Below are 20,557 nucleotides of genomic sequence, written 5' to 3'. Positions count from 1 at the left end.
TAAAGTATAAAAACTATCGTCATATCATACTGATGGAGTGCTCTAATGGCGTGGAATGAGCCAGGAAATAATGGCGGTCAGGACAAAGATCCGAGGGGTAACAATAACCGCGGTGGCCGTGACCAAGGACCGCCTGACCTCGATGAGGTGTTTGGCAAGCTCAGTCGTAAACTGAGCGGATTGTTTGGCGGCAAGGGTCCGTCTTTCGGTGGCAGCAGTGCTACTGGTTTGGGCGCAATTGCTGTTGTGGGTTTGGTTATCTGGGGCGTATCCGGCTTTTACACCATTGGTGAAGCGGAGCGTGGTGTAGTGCTACGTTTTGGTGAGTACAACCGCATCGTCCAGCCTGGTCTGAACTGGAAGCCAAACTTTATTGATGAAGTACGAACTGTCAACGTAGAAGCGATTCGTTCACTACGTGGTTCCGGTCAAATGCTGACCAAAGATGAAAACATGGTCAACGTTGAAATGGACGTCCAGTACCGTGTTGCGAACCCAGAGAAATATCTATTCTCGGTGACCAATGCTGATGACAGTCTTCGTCAAGCGACTGACTCTGCACTTCGTGCAGTGATTGGTGATGCGGAAATGGACGAAGTTCTGACAACGGGTCGTCAACAAATTCGTGAGCGTACCGAAGTTGAAATCAACCGAATCATTGACCGCTATGACATGGGTCTTTTGGTTGTTGACGTGAACTTTGATGCTGCACGCCCACCAGAGCAAGTGAAAGATGCGTTCGATGACGCCATTGCTGCTCGTGAGGATGAAGAGCGTTTCATCCGTGAAGCGGAAGCATACCGCAACGACATTTTGCCTAAAGCAACAGGTCGTTCTGAGCGTCTGAAGAAAGAAGCTCTGGGTTATAAAGAAAAAATCGTTAACGAAGCAGAAGGTGACGTTGCTCAGTTCGACAAGCTGCTACCTGAGTACCAGGCTGCGCCAGAAGTGACGCGTAATCGACTGTATCTGGAAACCATGGAAAACGTCTTTGGTAACACCAGTAAAGTGCTGATTGATTCGTCAGAAGGTGGTAACAACCTGCTGTACTTGCCTTTGGATAAGTTGATGTCTCAAGCTCCTCAGCATCGTGCGTCGTCAGACACGTCGGCAAGTGATTACGGCATTGAGCTGGAAAGCTCACAGCCAGTTGCACCGGCAAGTAATAATACCCGTCAGTCGACAACACGTCAGGGGAGATATTAATTATGCGTAAACTAATAATCCCTCTCATCATCGTCTCGATTGTCGTGGGCTTGATGTCGGTGTTCGTGGTCGATGAAGGTGATCGCGGTATTGTTATCCGTTTTGGTCGAGTACTGAAAAACGATGACGATCAGGCGCGTATTTACCCGCCAGGTCTGCAGTTCAAAGTACCACTGGTTGATCGTGTTCAAATTATGGACGCACTTATTCAGACCATGGACGACCAATCTGACCGTTTTGTAACGTCAGAGAAAAAAGACGTGATCATCGATTCCTACGTGAAGTGGAAAATCAAAGATTTCGGTCAGTACTACCTGTCGACTGGCGGTGGTAACCGTTTGACGGCGGAAGCCCTTCTGCAACGTAAAGTGGCAGATGGTTTGCGTGCAGAAATCGGTTCCAAGACCATCAAACAGATCGTGTCCGAAGAACGTGAGCGCGTAATGTCTGACGTTTTGGAAGAAGTTCAGGAAAGTGCGAATGATATTGGTATTGAGGTTATTGACCTTCGTATCAAGAAAATCAACTTGCCAGAAGAGATCAGTGACTCTATCTACAAACGTATGCGTGCAGAGCGTGAAACGGTAGCGCGTCGTCACCGTTCACAGGGCCGAGAGAAAGCGGAAGTTATCCGTGCTCAAGCGGAACTGGAAGTGGCTACAGTACTTGCAGAAGCTGAAAAAACAGCGCGTGTAACACGTGGTGAAGCGGATGCAGAAGTCGCGAAAATTTACGCAAATTCTTTCAACAAAGAGCCAGAGTTCTATAACTTCCTGCGTTCCTTGCAAGCGTATGAGAAGAGCTTTAACAGTAAGGGTGACATTTTGGTTGTCGATCCGAACAGTGAGTTTTTCCAATACATGAAAGAACCAAACGCTCGCCTTAACTAAGACGTAGCGATGAACAGAAAGACAAGGCATAACGCCTTGTCTTTTTTTTACCCGGAGGTTAGGAATTTATATGGGTAACGAGCTTTGGATAGCGTTGGGATTGGTGTTGGTAGTGGAAGGTTTAGGCCCCATGTTAGTACCGAAAAAATGGCGTGCAATGGTCAGTGAAATGAGCCAGTTGCCCGATACAAGCCTGCGTCGGATTGGAGGCTGTTTGGTCGTTGCTGGAGCAGTGATTGCATATATGATGTGGTCGTCTAAGTAAATGAAAACCGGAAAGAAATGTGACAGTTAGATGCTTGAAAACGGGACGGCGGTTAAAAAATGACTGCATCGTTTAATCGAAGGTGCTAGAATCCCGTTTTAATCATCAACTGACTGGAAAAGATGAGTAATAACGTAGTCGTTCTCGGCACCCAATGGGGTGACGAAGGTAAGGGTAAAATCGTTGATCTGTTGACTGAAGACGCTCAGTACGTCGTTCGCTACCAAGGCGGTCACAACGCAGGTCACACTCTTGTCATTGACGGTGAGAAAACCGTTCTGCACTTGATCCCTTCTGGCATTCTTCGCAACAACGTGAAATGCATCATCGGTAACGGTGTTGTGCTTTCTCCTGACGCACTGATGAAAGAAATGGGTGGACTTGAAGAACGCGGTTTCCCGGTTCGTGAGCGCCTGTTCCTGTCAGAAGCTTGTCCGCTAATTCTTCCTTATCACGTCGCTCTTGATATGGCGCGTGAGAAAGCACGTGGTTCGAAAGCCATCGGTACTACCGGTCGTGGTATTGGTCCAGCTTACGAAGACAAAGTTGCACGTCGCGGTCTTCGCGTGGGTGACCTGTTCGATAAAGAAGCGTTTGCCGAGAAGCTTAAAGAAGTGATGGAACTGCACAACTTCCAGTTGGAGCATTTCTACAAAGCTGAGCCAGTAAGCTACGAAGAGACACTTGCAAAAGTGATGGAGCAGGCGGACATTCTGACCAGCATGGTTATTGACGTAACTCAAGAGCTGGACGACGCGCGTAAGCGTGGCGACAAGATCATGTTCGAAGGCGCACAAGGTACGCTGCTGGATATCGACCACGGTACCTACCCATACGTTACTTCTTCTAATACCACTGCTGGTGGTGTTGCTGCGGGCTCTGGTTTTGGTCCTCGTCACCTGGGTTACATCCTGGGTATTGCGAAAGCATACTGCACCCGTGTAGGTTCTGGTCCATTCCCGACTGAGCTATATGATGGTCTGGACAAGCAAGATCCAGTTGGTAAGCATCTTGGCACGGTTGGTCACGAGTTTGGTGCGACTACCGGTCGTCTGCGCCGCACTGGTTGGTTTGATGCGGTTGCTATGCGCCGTGCTATTCAGGTTAACTCTATCTCGGGCTTCTGCCTGACTAAGATGGACGTTCTGGACGGCCTAGAAGAAATCAAAATCTGTACGGGTTACCAGAAAGCGGACGGCACGATTCTGACTGTGTCACCAATGGCGGCTGACGAGTACGAGAATATTACTCCTATTTACGAAACCGTTCCGGGTTGGAGTGAGAAGACCTTTGGTGCTAAGTCTATTGAAGAGCTGCCACAAACAGCACTAGACTACATCGCTCGTATCGAAGAACTGACCGGCGTACCTGTAGACATCATTTCTACTGGCCCAGACCGTAACGAGACCATCATTAAGGTTCATCCTTTCGCGTCTTAATCAGTTTGATATTGAAAAGACCAGCCATTCGGCTGGTTTTTTTTTGCCTGTACCGTTCTATACTTTTGGTCGTACGGCACGAAAAAAATTGCTATTAAAGGTAAAGTTGCTTTGACTGGTGCCGATACAAGTTAGGCAAGACATACGGTCTCAAATAACATCACCGTCAAAAGTGGGAAGGCATGAAACTGCGAACTTTATTTCTTTCAATCATACTCGCAAGTGGATCGGTCAGAGCTGAGCTTGGGCCGGCTTTACCTGTGTATGATGATTCGCAGTTGATCCGACTGTTTGAAACGAACTCGCACTTGAAAAAAATCAAGCAAGACGAGTGTCAGCTTTTGCAAGATATCGAAGCGCGCGCACTACGTGTGGAATCTCCTGCGTACCAATTCTTGTATGGTGACATGCTAGCGTGGGGTGTGTGTGTGGATCGTGATGTTGAAAATGGCATTTACTACATGCAACTTGCGGCGCAACAAGGTTTGCCAGCAGCTCTAGAGCAGTTGGGGCGTTATTATTCTCGTGGCACGTTAGTGCAACAGGACAGAGAGCGTGCCATCCCGTACTTTCGAGAGGCTGCGTCACTTGGAGACACGCGAGCTAGATTGCAACTCGCAGAGTTACTGGTGGAGGATTACGGCAGCCCATTGGATTACGAAGACGCCTACCGTTGGCTCTATCACACCATCACCGCTGATCAGTCCACGCACAATCAAATCTCCTCACTGAGAAAGGCATTAGAAAACAAAATGCCACGCAATGTGATCGCCAGAGCTAAACGGCGAGATACCTACTGGTAAATATTTAAGCATCCCCCCTTCAATACTTGTCACTTTTTGTCTCATGACCGCCGATTTTCGGTGAACGATGGGAGGTGGCTGACGATATGTGGAAAAAGCCCACTTGAGCGGGCTTTGATATCAATCAGTGACTTCTCAACCAATCACTTTATGTGGGCCAAAGCACTCATAGAAAATACGGTCGGTAGCAACACCTGCATCGGTCAGCTGTTTAGCAATAGATTGCATGAAAGCAACGGGACCACACAGATAGAAATGGCGTTCAGAGGATGCTGTCAGGCCTTCCACCTCAGTGACATTCATCAATCCTACGCGGTCGAAGTTTTTGCCTTGTAAGTCATTACTGGCGGGCTCTCTGTACCACACAGAACGTTGTATCTTGGTGTCTTGCTTCATTAGTTCACCAACGCGGGACGCAAAGGCATGTTGTTGACCATTCTCAGCTGCATGTAGCCAGTGCACATCGGCACAGTGCTTATCTTTCAAGGCTTCCAGCATTGCCATCATTGGTGTCTGACCCACGCCGCCTGAAATGAGTGCAACGGGTGTCTCACTTGGTGATTGGAAGAAGAAGTCCCCAGTCGGTGGTGCAAGATCAACGATATCGCCTTCACGGATGTGATCATGCAGGTAATTGGATACCACCCCTAATGGGTCGCGCTTAACGGAAATTCGGTATGTTTGGCCGTTTGGAGCATCGGATAGGCTGTATTGGCGAATTTCTCGGTTCTCGAATACTTCTGGGTGCAAGTAGATACCGATGTACTGGCCTGGTTTGTGTGACGCAACAGGTTTGCCGTCTTCAGCCGCAAAAACAAAACTGGTGATCACCTCGCTCTCTCGGGTTTTGGTGATCACTTTGAACCGACGCGTGCCGCGCCAGCCTCCGATTTCATCGGCCTTTTCTTGATAAATGGCCTCCTCGCGTTGAATGAAGACGTTCGCTAGCACACCATAAGCTTCCGCCCATGCGTCGATGACTTCCTGACCTGGCGAGAAGAGTTCATCAATGGTAGCCAGAAGGTTTTCACCTACGATGGCATACATCTCTGGGGTGATGGCAAGGCTTGCGTGTTTTTGGGCAATTTTCTCGACCACGGGCAACAAGGCTTCAAGGTTATTTATATTGGCGGCATAGCCATAAACCGCGTTAAACAGGGCTTCGCGTTGCGCCCCGGAAAATTGGTTGCTCATGTTAAAGATGTTTTTCAGTTCAGGATGCCGAGCAAACATCCGATCGTAGAAATGCGCGGTTAGTTTAGGACCTGTTGCAGCAAGCAAAGGGGCGGTGGATTTTACTATTTCAATGGTATTTTGATTGAGCATGACTGACCTTCTTATCGTTATTTAAAGTGACATTTTAAATGCACCTTTAAAGTTGTATCTGAAATGAATGTTTAGATCAACAATAAAAAGTAAAGAGTGAAACACGACGAATATTGACGTGAGCAGAAAGAGAAATGCGATGAGAGGTTGTGTTGCGAACTATACGCTTATGTTTTAATAACGTGGAGAAAAAAGCGGCTGAAAAAGAAATGTGAGCGCGCGCGCCTTTTACTCTAGATAAGAGTACAATGGCACCGAGGAGATTTGAAAACGTGCAATTAACCAGTTTTACAGATTATGGCCTGAGGGCACTCATGTATCTGGCTATGCTCCCTCCCGATGAACTGACCAGTATCACTGTGGTCACAGAGAAATATGGGGTGTCACGAAACCATATGGTGAAAATTATCCACCGTATGGGTCAGGCCGGCTACGTCGAAGCTGTTCGTGGCAAAAACGGGGGGATCCGACTTGGCAGACCCGCAGACGAGATCATTATTGGTGAGGTGATCCGCGTATTGGAGCCACTGCAAATTGTTAATTGTGGTGCGGATAATTGTCATATCACGCCAGCCTGTCGATTGAAGAATGCGATTGCAGCAGCAACAGAGGCATTTTTGGCAGAATTGGACAACCACACACTTCAAGACATGGTGTCGGGCAATGATAACCTGCGCCATCTTCTAATCCCTATTCGCCCGTCATAAAACCAAGAAACTGAGACGATTTTCCGGTTTTTGTTGGTAATTATTACGGGTGCCCAAATTCTTTAATTCAAAGCGATATACTGATTAACACATGTCGCTAACGGGAACCTTATATGTCCAAGGACAAACATCAACATAGCAACGATCCGTTTAGCGGTCGTGAAGCAGAAAAATATGAAAACCCAGTACCAAGCCGTGAGCACCTTCTTGACGTTATCAAGGGTTTTTCGACGCCTGTAAACAGAGACCAGCTATTTGAAGTGCTGGGCCTGAAAAGCGACGAAGAATATGAAGGCTTACGCCGCCGCCTACGCGCCATGGAACGCGATGGGCAACTGATTTTTACCCGCCGTCAATGCTACGCATTGCCAGAGCGCCTTGATCTGGTTAAAGGAACCGTTATTGGTCACCGTGATGGGTTTGGTTTCCTTCGTCCAGAAGGTAAAGGTAATCGCGAAGATTGGTTGCTGCCTCACCACCAGATGAAGGGCGTGATGCATGGCGATTTTATCTTGGCCCAACCTGCAGGCACGGATAAACGTGGCCGTAAAGAAGCACGCGTTGTCCGTGTTCTTGAAGAACGCAAAGGACAGATTGTTGGCCGTTACTTTGTCGAAAACGGTCAAGGATTTGTGGTGCCAGATGATTCGCGCCTTAGCCAAGACATCGTGATCCCGCAAGAAGATCGCAAAGGCGCGCGCATGGGCAATGTAGTGGTGGTGGAAATTTTCCAACGCCCAACTCGTCAGCACAACCCGGTCGGCCGCGTGGTGGAAGTCCTTGGTGAAAACATGGCGCCAGGCATGGAAATTGAAATTGCGGTTCGTACGCACAATATTCCGCACGAATGGCCAAATGACGTAGAACAACAAACCAAAAACTTTACCGAGCAGGTGCCAGAAGACGCGAAAAAAGGCCGTGTCGATCTGCGCGATTTGCCACTGGTTACTATCGACGGTGAAGATGCGCGTGACTTCGATGATGCGGTTTTCTGTGAAAAGAAAAGATCGGGAGGCTGGCGTCTTTGGGTTGCGATCGCGGATGTGAGTTACTACGTTCGTCCTGATTCTGCCCTTGATAAAGAAGCCATCAATCGTGGTAACTCGGTGTACTTCCCATCGCAAGTAATTCCGATGCTGCCGGAAGTGCTATCGAACGGTCTTTGTTCTCTAAACCCGCAAGTAGACCGCCTATGTATGGTGTGTGAAATGACCATTTCGGAAGCGGGTAAACTATCAGGTTTCAAACACTATGAAGCCGTAATGAACTCCCATGCTCGTCTGACCTACACTAAGGTTGCCGCGATGCTGGAAGGGGATGAAGAGCTGCGCGAGCGATATGCGCCGCTGGTTCCGCATCTTGAAGAGTTGAACAACATGTACAAGACACTCAAGGGCGCACGTGAGCTACGTGGCGCGATTGAGTTTGAAACAGTCGAAACCAAGTTTATCTTTAACGCCATGCGTAAGATTGAACGTATTGTTCCGGTTGAGCGTAATGATGCGCACAAAATCATCGAAGAATGTATGATTTTAGCGAACATTGCATCAGCAAGATACGTTGAAAAAGCAAAAGAACCTGCACTGTATCGTGTGCATGAGGCACCGGGTGAAGAGCGTCTTACAGGCTTTAAAGACTTCTTAAAAGAAATGGGCTTAACGTTGGAAGGGGGTCTTGAGCCGTCGCCAACAGATTACGCTAGATTGGCTCATCTGATCAGCAGCCGTCCGGACAAAGAATTGATTCAAACGATGCTGCTTCGTTCCATGAAGCAGGCTGTGTATCAAGCGGATAATTCAGGCCACTTCGGCTTGGCGTTAAAGCAATACGCGCACTTCACGTCGCCAATTCGTCGTTACCCAGACTTGTTGTTGCACCGTGCAATCAAGTATCTGATTGCGAAGGATGAAGGCCGTAACACGGATCGTTGGACGCCGACGGGTGGCTACCATTACTCCACGGATGATATGGATGTAATGGGTGAGCAATGTTCTGTGACTGAGCGTCGTGCAGATGATGCAACCCGCGATGTGTCTGATTGGCTGAAATGTGAGTACATGCAGGACCACGTGGGCGAAGTGATGGAAGGTACCATTGCTAACGTCACTGGCTTTGGTTTCTTTGTCCGTTTGAATGAATTGCATATCGATGGTTTGGTTCACATTTCCAACCTGGATAATGATTACTACAACTATGACATGGTGAGCCAAAAGCTGGTGGGCGAGAGCTCTGGCCGCATATTCCGACTTGGCGATCAGGTCACGGTCAAAGTATTATCCGTCAACCTTGATGAAAGGATGATCGATTTTGGTCTGGATGGCGTGACGCGTAAACCACGTGGTGAAGGCAAAACCGCGCGAGACAAAGCCAAGAAAGGCCGTGCAGAATCAGGCAAAAATGCAGAGGCGGGCAAAGAACGTATGTCCGTTCGTCAGCAACTAAAGCGTGGCTCTATTCCTAAGGCCGCAGGCGATGATAAAGCGTCTGATGGTAAGGGAAAGAGAAAAGGAAAGCCTCATCGTAAAGGTCCATCTGCGAATAAGGGGCCTTCCGTCGCTAAAACGGCTGACGGCGCTCCAGCGAAGAAAAAGAGCAAGGCTAAGAAAGTGCGTAAGAAAAAAGCGCAGCAAAGCAAACCCGAAAAAGCAGGCAATCAAAAGAAGTAACCCATGAGCAATGAAATGATTTATGGCATTCATGCCGTCAAAGCCGTGTTGGAATCCGATCCTGCACGCTTTATCGAAGTTTATGTTCTAAAAGGTCGTGAAGACGACCGTTTACTGCCCGTGCTAAAGGAATTGGCTGATCTGGGTATTACAACCCAGGAAATGGGACGCAAGGCGCTGGATGACAAAGCCGATGGCGCGTCGCATCAGGGATTGATTGCCCGTGTTAAGCAGGGGCGTCAATACAATGAAAATGACCTTGATGCGATCTTAGAAGGCCAAGAAAGCCCATTGCTATTGGTGCTAGATGGCGTTACAGACCCGCATAACTTAGGTGCGTGTTTGCGAAATGCAGACGCGGCTGGTGCATGTGCAGTGATTGTTCCGAAAGACAGATCTGCACAGTTGAATGCAACGGCACGTAAAGTGGCCGTAGGTGCTGCAGAAGTGGTGCCTTTGGTTCGCGTGACTAACTTGGCGCGTACCATGCGTGCGTTGCAAGAAAAAGGCGTGTGGTTTGTCGGTACTGCCGGTGAAGCGACGCACGATGTGTACGACGCGAAACTGACAGGTCCTTTGGCTATCGTGATGGGTGCGGAAGGTGACGGCATGCGTCGTTTGACCCGTGAAACCTGTGATGATCTGATTAGCATCCCAATGGCGGGCAGCGTATCAAGCTTGAACGTGTCGGTAGCAACCGGTATCTGTCTGTTTGAAGCGGTACGTCAGCGTCGCGTGTAATCAAAGACTGTGAATGAAAAAGGAGCCTGAGGGCTCCTTTTTTTATCGCTGAATTCTTGGATGAAAGGCTACACCAGCTCTTGATGTGCCAGTGCTTTAAAGTTCTGGAACGCACTGCACTGCGACAATGCTTTCCCCGCTTTGTTGTTTACCAATGTCAGGAAAAGATCATACAGCCCCATTGCTTCTTCATAGTCGTTTTTACTTAAGGCCATAAAGAACACGAGATAGGCTTTTTCTCCGTTACCCCAATCGATGCCTTTTGGCGCTGCCACGGTATAAACCAAGGAGCGTTTTGCAAACAACTCAATCGAGTGAGGCAAGGCAATATGCTCGCCCATCATGGTCGAGACAATCACTTCGCGCTCTTTGAGTGAGTCACCGAAGCCCACGTCGACGAGTCCTTCTGTTTCCAGTTGCTCACACACCATGTCAAACAAGGACGACTGATCGATGGGTTCATCGATATACAGAAATTGCTCTGCCGAGAAGTATTTCTCCAGCATGTAAGGGCCCGTTCGGTCAACCAGTACCAGTTTGCCAAGTTCTTCAAGCTGGTGTTGCGTCGGAAAAGGATCGAGTACAAACACAGGTACACTGACACCTTCTGGATTGCTGGTGGCAATGATCATGTCTACGTGAGGTTGCTGTGCCGTGCGAAGAAATTCAGTGGAATACACGGTTTCTAATTCAACCTGTGGGTAGTGACGACGGATAATCGCTTCAAGACCACGAGAAATAGCATTTCCGGCATCGCAGTACAGCATGGCTTTGGGCGCACTGTGACCCAGATAATGGTTTCGCTCCAGACCTACACCAACATGGATGACCAGATATCCAATTTCATGTTGGGTCATGCAGTAGCCTGTTTCCCGAATCCAATCTGCAATCGCAGCAAGGGTGATGTCGTAAGCCAGTGGGTAGTGCTGCTTAATGTGTTCGGCGAGCGGGTTCACGGTGGCGACATGGTGCTTCACACGCACAATCATTTTGCTGATGTGAGTTTGCAAGTCGCGCCTTAGCTGCATGTCTTGGCGAATGTCATAAGGGTAGTGCCGATGGACATAGTCCAGAATGTGATTAACCAGCTTTTCGGCCTCAATTTGGCCGAGGATTGTTTGCGCGTGCTGGCTGGCTGAAATCCGTGCCTGAATATTGATCGCCAATGCAGCTATCTCATGTTCATTGGCAGGAATTAGCGTCGGCAATGCATCAAACACGGCCTGTGCAACAGGGAGGATTTCGTTAACGACATCCTCTTTCGGAAAGCCCTCTAATGCTTGTCCGCTGGCCAATCGTTGCAGCGCCACCGCGGCATAGATAGAAAGCCAATGCAGGCCGTCATCATTGATATACAGTTTGTTGGCAACAAGGATCTCGCGAAAGCGTGCGGCAAAAACTTGCTGGGAGTTGCTTGGGAATGGGGTGCCGATCAATCCTCTTGCCCGTTGTGACTCTTTATGTTCGGAATAAATGATTTGTGACAATCTGGCGCGAATGGCGGTTTCACTGCCTTTAATGCGCATCCCGAGTCTTGGCTTGCTGTCGATTTTAATACCGAAAGGAGAGAGCTGAGCTCTAACATCTGCCATGTCGCCTTGGACCGCAGCGCGGCTTAAGTTCCATGTGTCAGCCAAATCTTCCAGTTTTACCCAGTCGTCAGCAGTCAGCAATAGCACCTGAATTTGCACAATGCGTTCTTTGCTGGTACGTGGTGCAGGATCGGCATCTCTTGCTGTGAGTTGAAAGGTTTCAAACGCTTCTTGGTTGTAAATTTTGAGCTGATAGCCTGAACCGCGTTGGTGGATCAGGTGTGCGCCATGATTCACCATCACGTTATTGAGTGTGGCGACATCAGTGCGTACGGTACGGGTTGATACATTGAGGCGTTGAGCCAGTTCTTCTTGGATTAATGGCGAGTTGGATACGGCATCGAGTAACCGAATAAGGCGCGGGTGAGGTAACGTTGACTGCAGTAAATTTGGCATTGCGTGTTCCTGTTGCAACACTGCCAGTTTGCCGGGAAGTTCCATCGTAAAGGGGGAGAAGGAAGTCTGTCCCGGCAAAGCTAAAATCTTTACGGCATGTTGGCTACGCAGCATGCCGACACTTGCTTAACGATTAAGCAGGCGTTTTGAGATTTCTAACAGTGTTTTTACATCTTCTGGGCGGGTCTCGCCAGTGGAAGAATCTATGATTGAGCTGTACACGTGAGGTATAACTTTCTCAACGCCCGCATCCAAAGCAATTCGTAAAATTTCCTCGAAATTTGCTAGGTCTATCCCACCTGTAGGTTCCAACCAGAAACCGTTGCGTGCACAGGCATTGGCGGCTTCTTCATATTCATCGACGCTGTCCAGACCACCCATTGGGAAGTATTTAACAGAGCTGCAACCCATGTCCTGAAGCATCGCAATCGCGGTATCAACAGGCACGATAGCATCGGCCATGTCAGCACTCTTAGGACCGGTAGAAATTTTCACCATCCCGACGGTACCCGTTGGCGAAATCAGGCCGTTCACAACAGTCTCATTTTGGCCAAGTGCATTGCGGCTTTTGCCGACACCCGTGAACACTTGGTTCACGTGCTGAGGCTGAAGGATACCTGCCAATTCGGTAACCATATCAGATTGCTTTGGATCGCCAGCACCCAGGCCAATAGACAGTGCATTGTTGATTTTCTCTGCGCACGCTTTCATGTCTTCTACGGCACTTGGTACGTCTGGGTAGCTTTTTGATAGCATGCCAACCAGTACATGACCTTCTGCTGCTTCGTAAACATCAACAGCGTTTTGATGAGAGCCTGCCAGTACGTTCAGACATACGCGGTCAGCGATATATTTTGGGCTTAAAGACATGTTTGTTACTCCTGAGTCAGCTTGGTCATGGCAGCGAGAATCTGTTCAAGTTCTTCTTTTGAAACGCTGCGCACGTCAAATTCAATGGTGCCTTCGTTGGCTTTGTATGGGCGGCAGTAAACCGCTGGGTTGCCGTTTTGAAGCTTGGCAACAGCGTCTTTGGCTGTCATGCCGAACGCGTTAGCGTCGAAATTCACTTCTGCACGGGCGATGTCTCGGCCTGCACTGTCCCATACCACGCGAGAGGTGATACCAGGCAGTGCGTTTAGGCCATCGATGAATGTCGTCATTTTGTCGACCATGGCTGCGCCCGTTTCTTGTTCGCGTTCTAGGTACAGTTCAATGGCGTGGGTCAGGCCAAGAATGCCTTCTTTACCGACTTTCATCGCGCGGCCAAAGCCCATCGATTGTTGTTTTATCCACTCAACGTATTGGTGCTTACCCAGCACCAGACCACTGGTTGGGCCTTCAATGGCTTTTGCACCAGAGTAAATGACCAGATCCGCACCTTGTTGGTAGTAAAGGCGCAGGTCTTCTTCTGCAGCAGCAGCATCGACAATCAATGGCAAATCATGGGCTTTCGCTACTTCAGCCGCATCCGCGACGGTCAGCATGCTCTTTTGCACACAGTGGTGAGATTTGATGTAAAGGATGGCTGCGGTGTCTGGATTAATGGCTGCCGCCAATTGTGCACCTGAACATTCGTTTGCCCAACCTGCCTCAACCAGCTTACCGCCGCCAAGATTAACCATGGTGCCGACCGGTGCACCAAAGTTAACGTTGTGGCCTTTTGGCATCACGATTTCAGTCGGTACGTTGTGGGCGTGAGCGTGCAAATTTTCTAAGCGGTATGCGTCGCCACGTACAATAACCGCAGCGACACTTTGTGCGATACCGGCTGACGCACAAGAGACGACAACCGCGTTCTCTACGTCCAGCAAACGGGCGATGTACTCACCAGTCTTGTTCACCAGATCTTTCATTTCAAAGTAGCTGTTGATGCCGAAATTGACGGTTTCCACCACTTCAGGCAACGGCGTTGAAACGCCCAGCGCCGTCATGCGACCAGAGGCGTTGATCACCTGTTTCAGGTTGTATTTTTCAAGAATTGAAGACATGGTGAGTTTGTCCTTTTTCTGTCAGTGTCATCTCGCCGCCAACGATGGCAGCAAGCGGTGCAAAGCGTTGTTCACCAGTACGGGTATCACCCTCGGTATCGGTGAAGGTCACTTGCGTTTGTTCGATGTCATACAGCGTGAGGTCGGCATCGCTGCCCAACGCTAGCTGACCTTTGGTTTCTAGGCGTAACGCATGAGCAACGTTGGTCGTCACACGCTCGATAATTTGCTCGTGGCTCAGGCCAAGCGTGAAAAACATCGACATCAAATGTGCAAGACCGAATACCGGGCCATTGATGCGGTTTTTGCAGTAAATGTCAGAGCTGATGATGTCGGGCAAAATACCTTGGTTAATCGACATCTCTGCGACGTCAAAACTGAAGCTTGCGCTACCGTGACCAATGTCCAACAACATGCCGCGTTCCATTGCCGCTTTTACGGCATCACGCAGTTTGCCGTCTGGCGTCAGAATGCGGTTAGGTTTGTCATTGAAACAATGGGTAAGAATGTCGCCCTCGCCAAGCAATACCGCGATGTCTTCAAGTGTCGGTGGCGCGTTACCAACGTGCACCATCAGTGGCAGGCAACCACAGTCATGTTGAAGTTGTTTTGCTGATTTCAACGGAGCAAGGCCATTTTCGCCAATCACACTGCCGCTCATTCGGGCTTTTAGACCTACAACGAAGTCAGGGTGACGCTCAACCGCATCTTTGGCCAAGGTCAGATCGATATCGTTTTTATCAGCCAGCTCGTTCTGACGTAGCAGGCCAATGCGCGAAATATTCAGTAGTGCGCGGACCTCGGTTTTGCAGTTTTTCGCAATCTTAGCGAAGTCATCCACATCATCAGCACCTGTGCTGCCTGCGTCGATAACGGTTGTGACGCCGCCAGTAACGCCAATCGCGTCTGGCTCATCATTGTAAATCGGGGAGTTCGGATAGCAGTGTGTGTGTCCATCAATCCAACCGGCACTGACAAATACATTTCTATCCAAGTGAATTGTTTCTTTTGCGGTTGCCTTTTCAAGGCAGCCCATCGCGGCTATTTTACCGTCTACAATGGCGATATCGATGATTTCATCGGCGGCCATGCGGGCATGTTTAATCAGCAAGTCGTACATAGGAAGTCTCGATAGCCCCGCTCAACAGCGGGGCAAAACAGCATTACAGAGCGACAGGGAACATGGTGCCCAGTGCCATAGCACCAAGGATTGCACCACCCGTGATTGGCTTGCCCCATACGTAGAAAATCAGCGCACCAGCCAGAGAACCAAGGCCGATTGGAATAGACGCGCCCATTGCAGACAGAATGATCAGAGGACCAAGGAAACGGCCAGAGCTGTTACCTGCACCCATCATGACGTCTGCGCCATACGTAGAGTTACTTTGGTTGATGGTGAACTTACGGGCCACGATGATGATGGCACCGATAGCTAGGCCTGCGACCATGCCTGTCGCCAGCGCCATTGGGAAGTTCTCAACGGGGTAGGTGATACCTGCACCCAGAAGCAGAGCGGGAATGCCCAGGCCAACACCTGTCATGATGGCACCACCGATATCCAAGATACCGACCAGTGAACCTTCGATGATACGAGCAAACAGGAAGCTTGCACCAAACGCAGCGACTGCACCGTAAGCACCCGTGTCCATACCCGCACGCAGCATAGAAACGAATGCGACTTCGTTAAATGCGCCTACACCGTACAGGTAGTACATGTGCGTACCCGCAAATACACCGGCAGACAGCAGACCCACGATGATTGGGAAAGACCAGTCGGCGTACCAGAAATTGTTCTTCATTTTCTCATCCATGGTAGTTCCCCTTATTTACCGCTCATCATGAGGTGGATGTTTTCAAGCCACATTGGAACTTCCATGTGGAAAGACTTAATCAGTTGCATGTCGAAGCCACGGAAGAAGGCACTCATGGTGAATAGCGCGATGATGGCTGCCATCATGATTTTGGTGGCTTTGTTCCAGCCGCCGTCTTCTACGCCTTTACCAATCAGGATACCCAGTACCAGACCCGGTACGGCGTTACCCATGATCATCTGCGCCAGACCACCAAAAATGGTTGCCCAGAAGCCAGACTTCTTGCCTGCTTCAATCGCGGCTAGCCAGAAGATGACAGGCATGACGGTGTTAACCAGCAAGTTTGCAGCAGGTACCAGAACCTTAACGGCAGTGACCTGAAGTGCTTCTGGAACCGCAGCTGCTGTGGTGTTCAAGAAGGCCACAACCAGCGCACCCAAGATGGCACAGGTAATGCCCATGCGTTTTGGATCGTGCAAAGTGGTCGCTAAGTCGCGGTTTTTCATCATCAGCACAGCGGCGCCCCAATGAGGCAGTACGCGGTGGTCGATATCTTGTGTGAATGCACCGACAGCAACGGTTGATGCCCATGCGTTGAAGAAGAAGCCAAGGCCAAAAGAGAAGTGTGAAGCAGGATCGCCTTCACAAGAGTTAAGTTCGCCTAAAGTACGGAATGCACCCATACCTTGTACCGTTGGTGCGTGGAACATTCGCGCTGCACCGACGCCGACACCGAGGCCGACTAAGCCACCGATGATGAGTGACTTAAAAAGAATGACAGTGAACATGTCAGAGGGTTCCTTAGAGATTAACGTAAGACTTGAAAGTCAACTTGCTCCACATCGATGTAGGTAAGGTTGACTGTTACCTCCAGCTTGACGCGATATTGGCGTCGCTCTTTGGGAAAGAAGAAGAACAGAAACTTGTCTCTGGTTACCTTCTCTTCTGCTTCCAGCACATTGACGTCTTCGGGCTCAATCCGGAGTAAAATTTTCTGGTTTTCTTTCAGCAAAGTCGGTTGAATCTGGCTGAAGGCAGCAGCAAATGCTTGCTGCCTCGTTTCGCCTTTTCCACTGACGATGACTTCAGTGGTCAGCTGTTGTTTCATGCACCGATACCGTGTTTCGCGATAAACGCTTTCACCAGTTTCTCGCCCAGCTCTTCTTTGTCCATAAAGCCGAAGCCCAGTACCACACAACCGTCGTTGATTGCTGCAACACCTTCTTCGATAGAGCGCATGCCGTAGCGGCATTTATAGCCATATTTGGTTTGTGCTGTGATAGCACCCGCACCGCCAGAACCACAGAAAGAGATGCCCATCTGCGCTTCTTGCTGGTTCATGATGTCTCCCAGCTTCATGTCCGCAGCCATACCTGGGATAACAGTGACTTCTGCACCAGCTGCTTCTGCGCCAGCACCTACTTTTTGGCCTTTACCCATACGGTCGCCGATTACAAGTTTCAATACAGACATGGTTATTCTCCTTTGGCAGTGCTTAATTCGTTTTCTTTTGCCACTTCAAAGTGGACAGATAAAAGGTGTGCTTCTTCGTAAGCCAGGTTGTCCATCAAGCCGCAGACTTGCTCGGCAAGTTTCAGCGTCAGAGACGAGATTTCGTCAAACATTTCCAGCTCAAGCTCTGGCAGTGATTCGCCACTGTGTGAGCGCCACGCCATGGCTTTAATATGTGTTGCCAGCATTTTTTGCTGAAGGTCATCTGGGTAGATGCCGTTTTCGCCAAGCAGCACAATGGCACGCTCAGTGACGGATGCACCGTGTTCCACGATTTCAGTGCTGTCCGGGGTTAGGGTTGTTGCCGTTTGCAAAGTGTCTCTCCAGACGTTTTGTTGCGTTGGGAGAAAGATAAAGTGGAAGGACTTGTTGGAGCAGACGCTGTTTTTCCACTTGAAAGTGGAAACGACGAGGGTATTAGGGGAAAACCGGAAAAAATGTGAAAGTGCGCAAGAAAAATAGGGGGATTCCCCCAGAAAAACGTGATGAAAATGGCCTACAGGGCTTTTCCATCTTCTGTACTGGAATCTGAGAGTCATCACAAAAAATGCGTTTTACTGGAAAATTGTTACCTAGTGGCAAGGGGGAACTGTTGTTTGCATCTTCATGGCGAATAGTGATTGCTAATATCGACGATTCTCTGTACTATCCGCCTCCAAATTACCGGTCTTTTACTTTCGTTCCTTGCTTCCTCTGGACGACCGGCCAAGCGTGGAAGCTGAATAATCCGTAAGGAGCAACCAATGCGTCATTACGAAATCGTATTCATGGTGCACCCTGATCAAAGCGAGCAAGTTGCTGGCATGATCGAGCGTTACACTGGTTCTATCAAAGAGTCAGGTGGTCAGATCCACCGTCTAGAAGACTGGGGTCGTCGTCAACTGGCTTACCCAATCAACAAGCTGCACAAAGCTCACTACGTTCTGATGAACGTTGAAGCTGACCAAGCAGTAGTTGATGAGCTGGAAACTGCGTTCCGCTTCAACGACGCTGTGATCCGTAACATGGTCATGCGTACCAAAGGCGCTATCACTGAGCCATCTGTAATGATGAAGGCTAAAGAAGAGCGCGCGCCACGTCGTGAAGATCGTGAAGATCGCGGCGACCGTGCAGATTTTGCACAGTCAGAAGGCGAAGCCGCAGCTGAGTAATTTGACTTGATGACCAATCGAATTGCGCTGTCTGGTGTTATCACCAATGGTCCGATTCGAAAGCAGAGTCCAGCCGGCATACCTCATTGTCACTTTGTGATTGAGCATCGCTCGGAACAACTGGAAGCTGCACTGCCAAGGCAAGTCTACTGTCGATTACCGGTAGTGATAAGCGGGCAGGGGTCTCAGCACAAAACACAGCACTTAGCTTTAGGCAGTAACATTAAGGTTAGCGGGTTTCTCGCTTACCAGACCAGCCGAAATGGCGCGGGAAAATTAGTGTTGCATGCTGATGAAATTATAGACATTTAGATCAGGAGATAGCCCCATGGCACGTTTCTTCCGTCGTCGTAAATTCTGCCGTTTCACTGCAGAAGGCGTACAAGAGATCGATTACAAAGACGTAGCGACTCTAAAAAACTACATCACCGAAGCTGGTAAAATTGTACCTAGCCGTATCACTGGTACCCGTGCTAAGTACCAGCGTCAGCTGGCACGCGCTATCAAGCGTTCACGTTACCTGGCTCTGCTGCCATACACTGACAAACATCAGTAATCGGCACTGTCCAAGTTAATAGAGGAATAGATAATGCAAGTTATTCTGCTTGATAAAATCGCTAACCTAGGTGGCCTGGGTGATCAGGTAACTGTTAAGTCTGGTTACGCTCGTAACTTCCTTATCCCACAAGGTAAGGCAGTAATGGCTACTAAGTCTAACGTTGAGCATTTCGAAGCTCGTCGTGCAGACCTAGAAGCAAAAGTTGCTGAAACTCTGGCTGCTGCTGAAGCACGCGCAGAGCAAGTTGCAGCACTGGAAGCGGTAGTTATCGCTTCTAAAGCTGGTGACGAAGGTAAACTGTTCGGTTCTATCGGTACTCGTGATATCGCTGACGCTGTAACTGCAGCTGGCGTTAAAGTATCGAAGAGCGAAGTTCGCCTGCCAGAAGGTGCACTGCGTAACACTGGTGAATACGAAATCAGCCTGCAACTGCATTCTGAAGTATTCGCTACTGTTAAAGTGAGCGTTGTTGCTGAGTAATTCAGACACATCGTTGCTTTGAAAAAACCGGCCTTATGGCCGGTTTTTTTGTATCTGAAATTTGCCAATGGTCAGTATGAGGGCTTCTGGGTATCTTCTTGGCTTTAATTAGAAGGCATAGACCATGTTGACGCTAAAAATGGAGTCGCGCTTTTTCAGGCCTGGGGGGACTTCATTGATGTACTTTTGTGTGGTGGACAGTTTGATACCCAGATCAGCAATCAAGCTGGTCGATACCGACGCACGCGCTTCCAAGCTGGTATTGCTTGAACCGGAAATCATGGTTACACGCCCCTCGAACTCGGCATTTTTGTTGATTTGCCACGCTAGTTCGGCCTGCGCACGCACAATAAACTCTTGCACGTTGTAGGGCATGATGACGTCATCATCGTCGATTTCATCCACATTTGGGCGTTGATAGCGATAGCCGGGACCTAATTCCAATAACAACGATAAATCTTCTCGCCAAATTGCTTGGTAACCCAAACCTGTCGCAAACGTCAGGTCGGTGTAATACGGGCCGTATTTGTCATCGGTGTAGCTGACGTTACCCAGCACATACCTTTTCGGATCAAACTTGTAGTTCGCCTGACTTTCCGCTTCCGTTTTTCGCTTGTCCTCCTCGCCATCTTTTTCAACCAGCAGAAATCGCGCTTCGGAAGTGTGTCGATAAGGGCCTGAAATGTAATCGGTCGCTAACCGGCTGTTGATCGTCATCGAATCGGAGTTCCCCGTTAGTGCCTGAAAGCCAAGCTCCACTTCTGATTGCCAAGGTTCAAGGATGTCTGCATTCGCAAAAACAGGTAGTGCGACCAGACAAATCAGAGATGTGTTCGACAGCGCGGAGGCCATATGGGTTACCATTACTGCAAGAGGAGCAACATTCTATCTGAATCTTTCATTTGTGCGTCAGCAAGATGTTAAATTGGGTGAAAAATAAATCGGCTGCACTCTGGGTCGAGCATCTTGAGGTTGTTTGAGGCTTTGTTGCTTAAATCGATGGAACTAAATCTAGAAGCTACGAT

General features: G+C 49.1%; 23 protein-coding genes. 12 read left to right on the top strand and 11 right to left on the bottom strand.

The features are described 5' to 3' along the window. The first annotated feature begins 45 nt into the window (after positions 1-45). From hflK to motX, 5 genes are all read left to right on the top strand, one after another. Positions 46-1,206, top strand: coding sequence for an FtsH protease activity modulator HflK (gene hflK / locus B5D35_RS11865; RefSeq protein WP_078752793.1), 1,161 nt, complete (start codon positions 46-48; stop codon positions 1,204-1,206). A 2-nt stretch (positions 1,207-1,208) separates the two neighbouring features. Next, the gene (gene hflC / locus B5D35_RS11860) at positions 1,209-2,096 is read left to right on the top strand and encodes a protease modulator HflC (RefSeq protein WP_078752792.1); all 888 of its coding nucleotides are present in this window, start codon (positions 1,209-1,211) and stop codon (positions 2,094-2,096) included. A 70-nt stretch (positions 2,097-2,166) separates the two neighbouring features. Beyond that, on the top strand, positions 2,167-2,361 hold the full coding sequence (locus B5D35_RS11855; protein WP_078752791.1) for a DUF2065 domain-containing protein: 195 nt from the start codon (positions 2,167-2,169) through the stop codon (positions 2,359-2,361). Positions 2,362-2,483: 122 nt separating this feature from the next. Next, positions 2,484-3,800, top strand: a complete 1,317-nt coding sequence (locus B5D35_RS11850) for an adenylosuccinate synthase (protein ID WP_078752790.1) — start codon at positions 2,484-2,486, stop codon at positions 3,798-3,800. 182 nt (positions 3,801-3,982) lie between these two features. Next, on the top strand, positions 3,983-4,603 hold the full coding sequence (gene motX / locus B5D35_RS11845; protein WP_078752789.1) for a flagellar protein MotX: 621 nt from the start codon (positions 3,983-3,985) through the stop codon (positions 4,601-4,603). A 135-nt stretch (positions 4,604-4,738) separates the two neighbouring features. Here the strand turns inward: motX and hmpA are convergent, their stop codons facing one another. Continuing rightward, positions 4,739-5,929 carry an NO-inducible flavohemoprotein gene (gene hmpA, locus B5D35_RS11840; protein WP_078752788.1) on the bottom strand — a complete coding sequence of 397 codons (1,191 nt, stop codon included), beginning with the start codon at positions 5,927-5,929 and terminating at the stop codon, positions 4,739-4,741. Between the two features lie 272 nt (positions 5,930-6,201). Between hmpA and nsrR the strand changes: the two genes are divergently transcribed. From nsrR to rlmB, 3 genes are all read left to right on the top strand, one after another. Further along, positions 6,202-6,636: a nitric oxide-sensing transcriptional repressor NsrR gene (nsrR, locus tag B5D35_RS11835; RefSeq protein ID WP_078752787.1), complete on the top strand. Its 435-nt coding sequence runs from the start codon at positions 6,202-6,204 to the stop codon at positions 6,634-6,636. A 113-nt stretch (positions 6,637-6,749) separates the two neighbouring features. Further along, entirely contained in the window at positions 6,750-9,302 is a 2,553-nt protein-coding gene (gene rnr, locus B5D35_RS11830) for a ribonuclease R (protein ID WP_078752786.1), read from the top strand. Positions 9,303-9,305: 3 nt separating this feature from the next. Next, positions 9,306-10,043: a 23S rRNA (guanosine(2251)-2'-O)-methyltransferase RlmB gene (gene rlmB, locus B5D35_RS11825; protein WP_078752785.1), complete on the top strand. Its 738-nt coding sequence runs from the start codon at positions 9,306-9,308 to the stop codon at positions 10,041-10,043. Between the two features lie 68 nt (positions 10,044-10,111). Here the strand turns inward: rlmB and B5D35_RS11820 are convergent, their stop codons facing one another. The 9 genes from B5D35_RS11820 to B5D35_RS24865 all read right to left on the bottom strand — a co-directional run bounded on the left by B5D35_RS11820 (position 10,112) and on the right by B5D35_RS24865 (position 17,656). Beyond that, the gene (locus B5D35_RS11820) at positions 10,112-12,031 is read right to left on the bottom strand and encodes a BglG family transcription antiterminator (RefSeq protein WP_078752784.1); all 1,920 of its coding nucleotides are present in this window, start codon (positions 12,029-12,031) and stop codon (positions 10,112-10,114) included. A gap of 126 nt (positions 12,032-12,157) precedes the next feature. Then, the gene (dagF, locus tag B5D35_RS11815; protein WP_078752783.1) at positions 12,158-12,901 is read right to left on the bottom strand and encodes a 2-dehydro-3-deoxy-phosphogluconate aldolase; all 744 of its coding nucleotides are present in this window, start codon (positions 12,899-12,901) and stop codon (positions 12,158-12,160) included. Positions 12,902-12,906: 5 nt separating this feature from the next. Then, entirely contained in the window at positions 12,907-14,019 is a 1,113-nt protein-coding gene (locus tag B5D35_RS11810; RefSeq protein WP_078752782.1) for a DgaE family pyridoxal phosphate-dependent ammonia lyase, read from the bottom strand. Beyond that, entirely contained in the window at positions 14,003-15,139 is a 1,137-nt protein-coding gene (locus B5D35_RS11805; protein ID WP_078752781.1) for an amidohydrolase/deacetylase family metallohydrolase, read from the bottom strand. Before B5D35_RS11805 ends, B5D35_RS11810 begins: the two co-directional genes overlap by 17 nt. Positions 15,140-15,182: 43 nt before the next feature. Beyond that, positions 15,183-15,830, bottom strand: coding sequence for a DUF4310 family protein (locus B5D35_RS11800; RefSeq protein ID WP_078752780.1), 648 nt, complete (start codon positions 15,828-15,830; stop codon positions 15,183-15,185). Positions 15,831-15,841: 11 nt separating this feature from the next. Next, positions 15,842-16,618 (bottom strand): DUF4311 domain-containing protein, encoded by a 777-nt coding sequence (locus tag B5D35_RS11795; RefSeq protein ID WP_078752779.1) that lies wholly within the window; start codon positions 16,616-16,618, stop codon positions 15,842-15,844. Positions 16,619-16,638: 20 nt separating this feature from the next. Continuing rightward, positions 16,639-16,938, bottom strand: a complete 300-nt coding sequence (locus tag B5D35_RS11790; protein ID WP_078752778.1) for a DUF4312 family protein — start codon at positions 16,936-16,938, stop codon at positions 16,639-16,641. After that, complete coding sequence (locus tag B5D35_RS11785) at positions 16,935-17,303, bottom strand: SFCGS family glycine-rich protein (protein WP_078752777.1); 369 nt, start codon at positions 17,301-17,303, stop codon at positions 16,935-16,937. Before B5D35_RS11785 ends, B5D35_RS11790 begins: the two co-directional genes overlap by 4 nt. Positions 17,304-17,305: 2 nt before the next feature. Then, entirely contained in the window at positions 17,306-17,656 is a 351-nt protein-coding gene (locus B5D35_RS24865; protein ID WP_244556571.1) for a transcriptional regulator, read from the bottom strand. A 429-nt stretch (positions 17,657-18,085) separates the two neighbouring features. Here B5D35_RS24865 and rpsF point away from each other — a divergent pair, with 429 nt between their 5' ends. Genes rpsF through rplI form a run of 4 tightly spaced genes read left to right on the top strand, consistent with a single transcriptional unit; the run spans position 18,086 to position 19,532 of the window. After that, complete coding sequence (rpsF, locus tag B5D35_RS11775; RefSeq protein ID WP_078752775.1) at positions 18,086-18,493, top strand: 30S ribosomal protein S6; 408 nt, start codon at positions 18,086-18,088, stop codon at positions 18,491-18,493. Positions 18,494-18,502: 9 nt separating this feature from the next. Continuing rightward, positions 18,503-18,805, top strand: coding sequence for a primosomal replication protein N (gene priB / locus B5D35_RS11770; protein ID WP_078752774.1), 303 nt, complete (start codon positions 18,503-18,505; stop codon positions 18,803-18,805). Positions 18,806-18,821: 16 nt separating this feature from the next. Continuing rightward, positions 18,822-19,049 (top strand): 30S ribosomal protein S18, encoded by a 228-nt coding sequence (gene rpsR / locus B5D35_RS11765; protein WP_002539422.1) that lies wholly within the window; start codon positions 18,822-18,824, stop codon positions 19,047-19,049. A 33-nt stretch (positions 19,050-19,082) separates the two neighbouring features. Then, positions 19,083-19,532, top strand: a complete 450-nt coding sequence (rplI, locus tag B5D35_RS11760; protein ID WP_078752773.1) for a 50S ribosomal protein L9 — start codon at positions 19,083-19,085, stop codon at positions 19,530-19,532. Positions 19,533-19,640: 108 nt separating this feature from the next. On the opposite strand, the gene B5D35_RS11755 is transcribed toward rplI, so the two are convergent. Continuing rightward, positions 19,641-20,384, bottom strand: coding sequence for a DUF481 domain-containing protein (locus B5D35_RS11755; protein WP_078752772.1), 744 nt, complete (start codon positions 20,382-20,384; stop codon positions 19,641-19,643). Positions 20,385-20,557: the final 173 nt, after the last annotated feature.

The sequence above is a fragment of the Enterovibrio nigricans DSM 22720 genome, assembly GCF_900167155.1.
In the GTDB taxonomy this organism is placed as follows: Bacteria; Pseudomonadota; Gammaproteobacteria; order Enterobacterales; family Vibrionaceae; genus Enterovibrio; species Enterovibrio nigricans.
This window is presented reverse-complemented; position numbering and strand designations above follow the sequence as displayed.

Bases quoted from the DNA above. Each gene is read 5' to 3' on its own strand.
- rpsF (WP_078752775.1), top strand. From the start codon at position 18,086: ATGCGTCATTACGAAATCGTATTCATGGTGCACCCTGATCAAAGCGAG.
- B5D35_RS11795 (WP_078752779.1), bottom strand. From the start codon at position 16,618: ATGTTCACTGTCATTCTTTTTAAGTCACTCATCATCGGTGGCTTAGTC.
- B5D35_RS11810 (WP_078752782.1), bottom strand. From the start codon at position 14,019: ATGTCTTCAATTCTTGAAAAATACAACCTGAAACAGGTGATCAACGCC.
- B5D35_RS11785 (WP_078752777.1), bottom strand. From the start codon at position 17,303: ATGTCTGTATTGAAACTTGTAATCGGCGACCGTATGGGTAAAGGCCAA.
- dagF (WP_078752783.1), bottom strand. From the start codon at position 12,901: ATGTCTTTAAGCCCAAAATATATCGCTGACCGCGTATGTCTGAACGTA.
- motX (WP_078752789.1), top strand. From the start codon at position 3,983: ATGAAACTGCGAACTTTATTTCTTTCAATCATACTCGCAAGTGGATCG.
- hmpA (WP_078752788.1), bottom strand. From the start codon at position 5,929: ATGCTCAATCAAAATACCATTGAAATAGTAAAATCCACCGCCCCTTTG.
- priB (WP_078752774.1), top strand. From the start codon at position 18,503: ATGACCAATCGAATTGCGCTGTCTGGTGTTATCACCAATGGTCCGATT.
- B5D35_RS11855 (WP_078752791.1), top strand. From the start codon at position 2,167: ATGGGTAACGAGCTTTGGATAGCGTTGGGATTGGTGTTGGTAGTGGAA.
- B5D35_RS11755 (WP_078752772.1), bottom strand. From the start codon at position 20,384: ATGGCCTCCGCGCTGTCGAACACATCTCTGATTTGTCTGGTCGCACTA.
- hflK (WP_078752793.1), top strand. From the start codon at position 46: ATGGCGTGGAATGAGCCAGGAAATAATGGCGGTCAGGACAAAGATCCG.
- rpsR (WP_002539422.1), top strand. From the start codon at position 18,822: ATGGCACGTTTCTTCCGTCGTCGTAAATTCTGCCGTTTCACTGCAGAA.
- rlmB (WP_078752785.1), top strand. From the start codon at position 9,306: ATGAGCAATGAAATGATTTATGGCATTCATGCCGTCAAAGCCGTGTTG.
- rnr (WP_078752786.1), top strand. From the start codon at position 6,750: ATGTCCAAGGACAAACATCAACATAGCAACGATCCGTTTAGCGGTCGT.
- B5D35_RS11805 (WP_078752781.1), bottom strand. From the start codon at position 15,139: ATGTACGACTTGCTGATTAAACATGCCCGCATGGCCGCCGATGAAATC.
- rplI (WP_078752773.1), top strand. From the start codon at position 19,083: ATGCAAGTTATTCTGCTTGATAAAATCGCTAACCTAGGTGGCCTGGGT.
- hflC (WP_078752792.1), top strand. From the start codon at position 1,209: ATGCGTAAACTAATAATCCCTCTCATCATCGTCTCGATTGTCGTGGGC.
- B5D35_RS11790 (WP_078752778.1), bottom strand. From the start codon at position 16,938: ATGAAACAACAGCTGACCACTGAAGTCATCGTCAGTGGAAAAGGCGAA.
- B5D35_RS11850 (WP_078752790.1), top strand. From the start codon at position 2,484: ATGAGTAATAACGTAGTCGTTCTCGGCACCCAATGGGGTGACGAAGGT.
- B5D35_RS11800 (WP_078752780.1), bottom strand. From the start codon at position 15,830: ATGGATGAGAAAATGAAGAACAATTTCTGGTACGCCGACTGGTCTTTC.
- B5D35_RS11820 (WP_078752784.1), bottom strand. From the start codon at position 12,031: ATGCCAAATTTACTGCAGTCAACGTTACCTCACCCGCGCCTTATTCGG.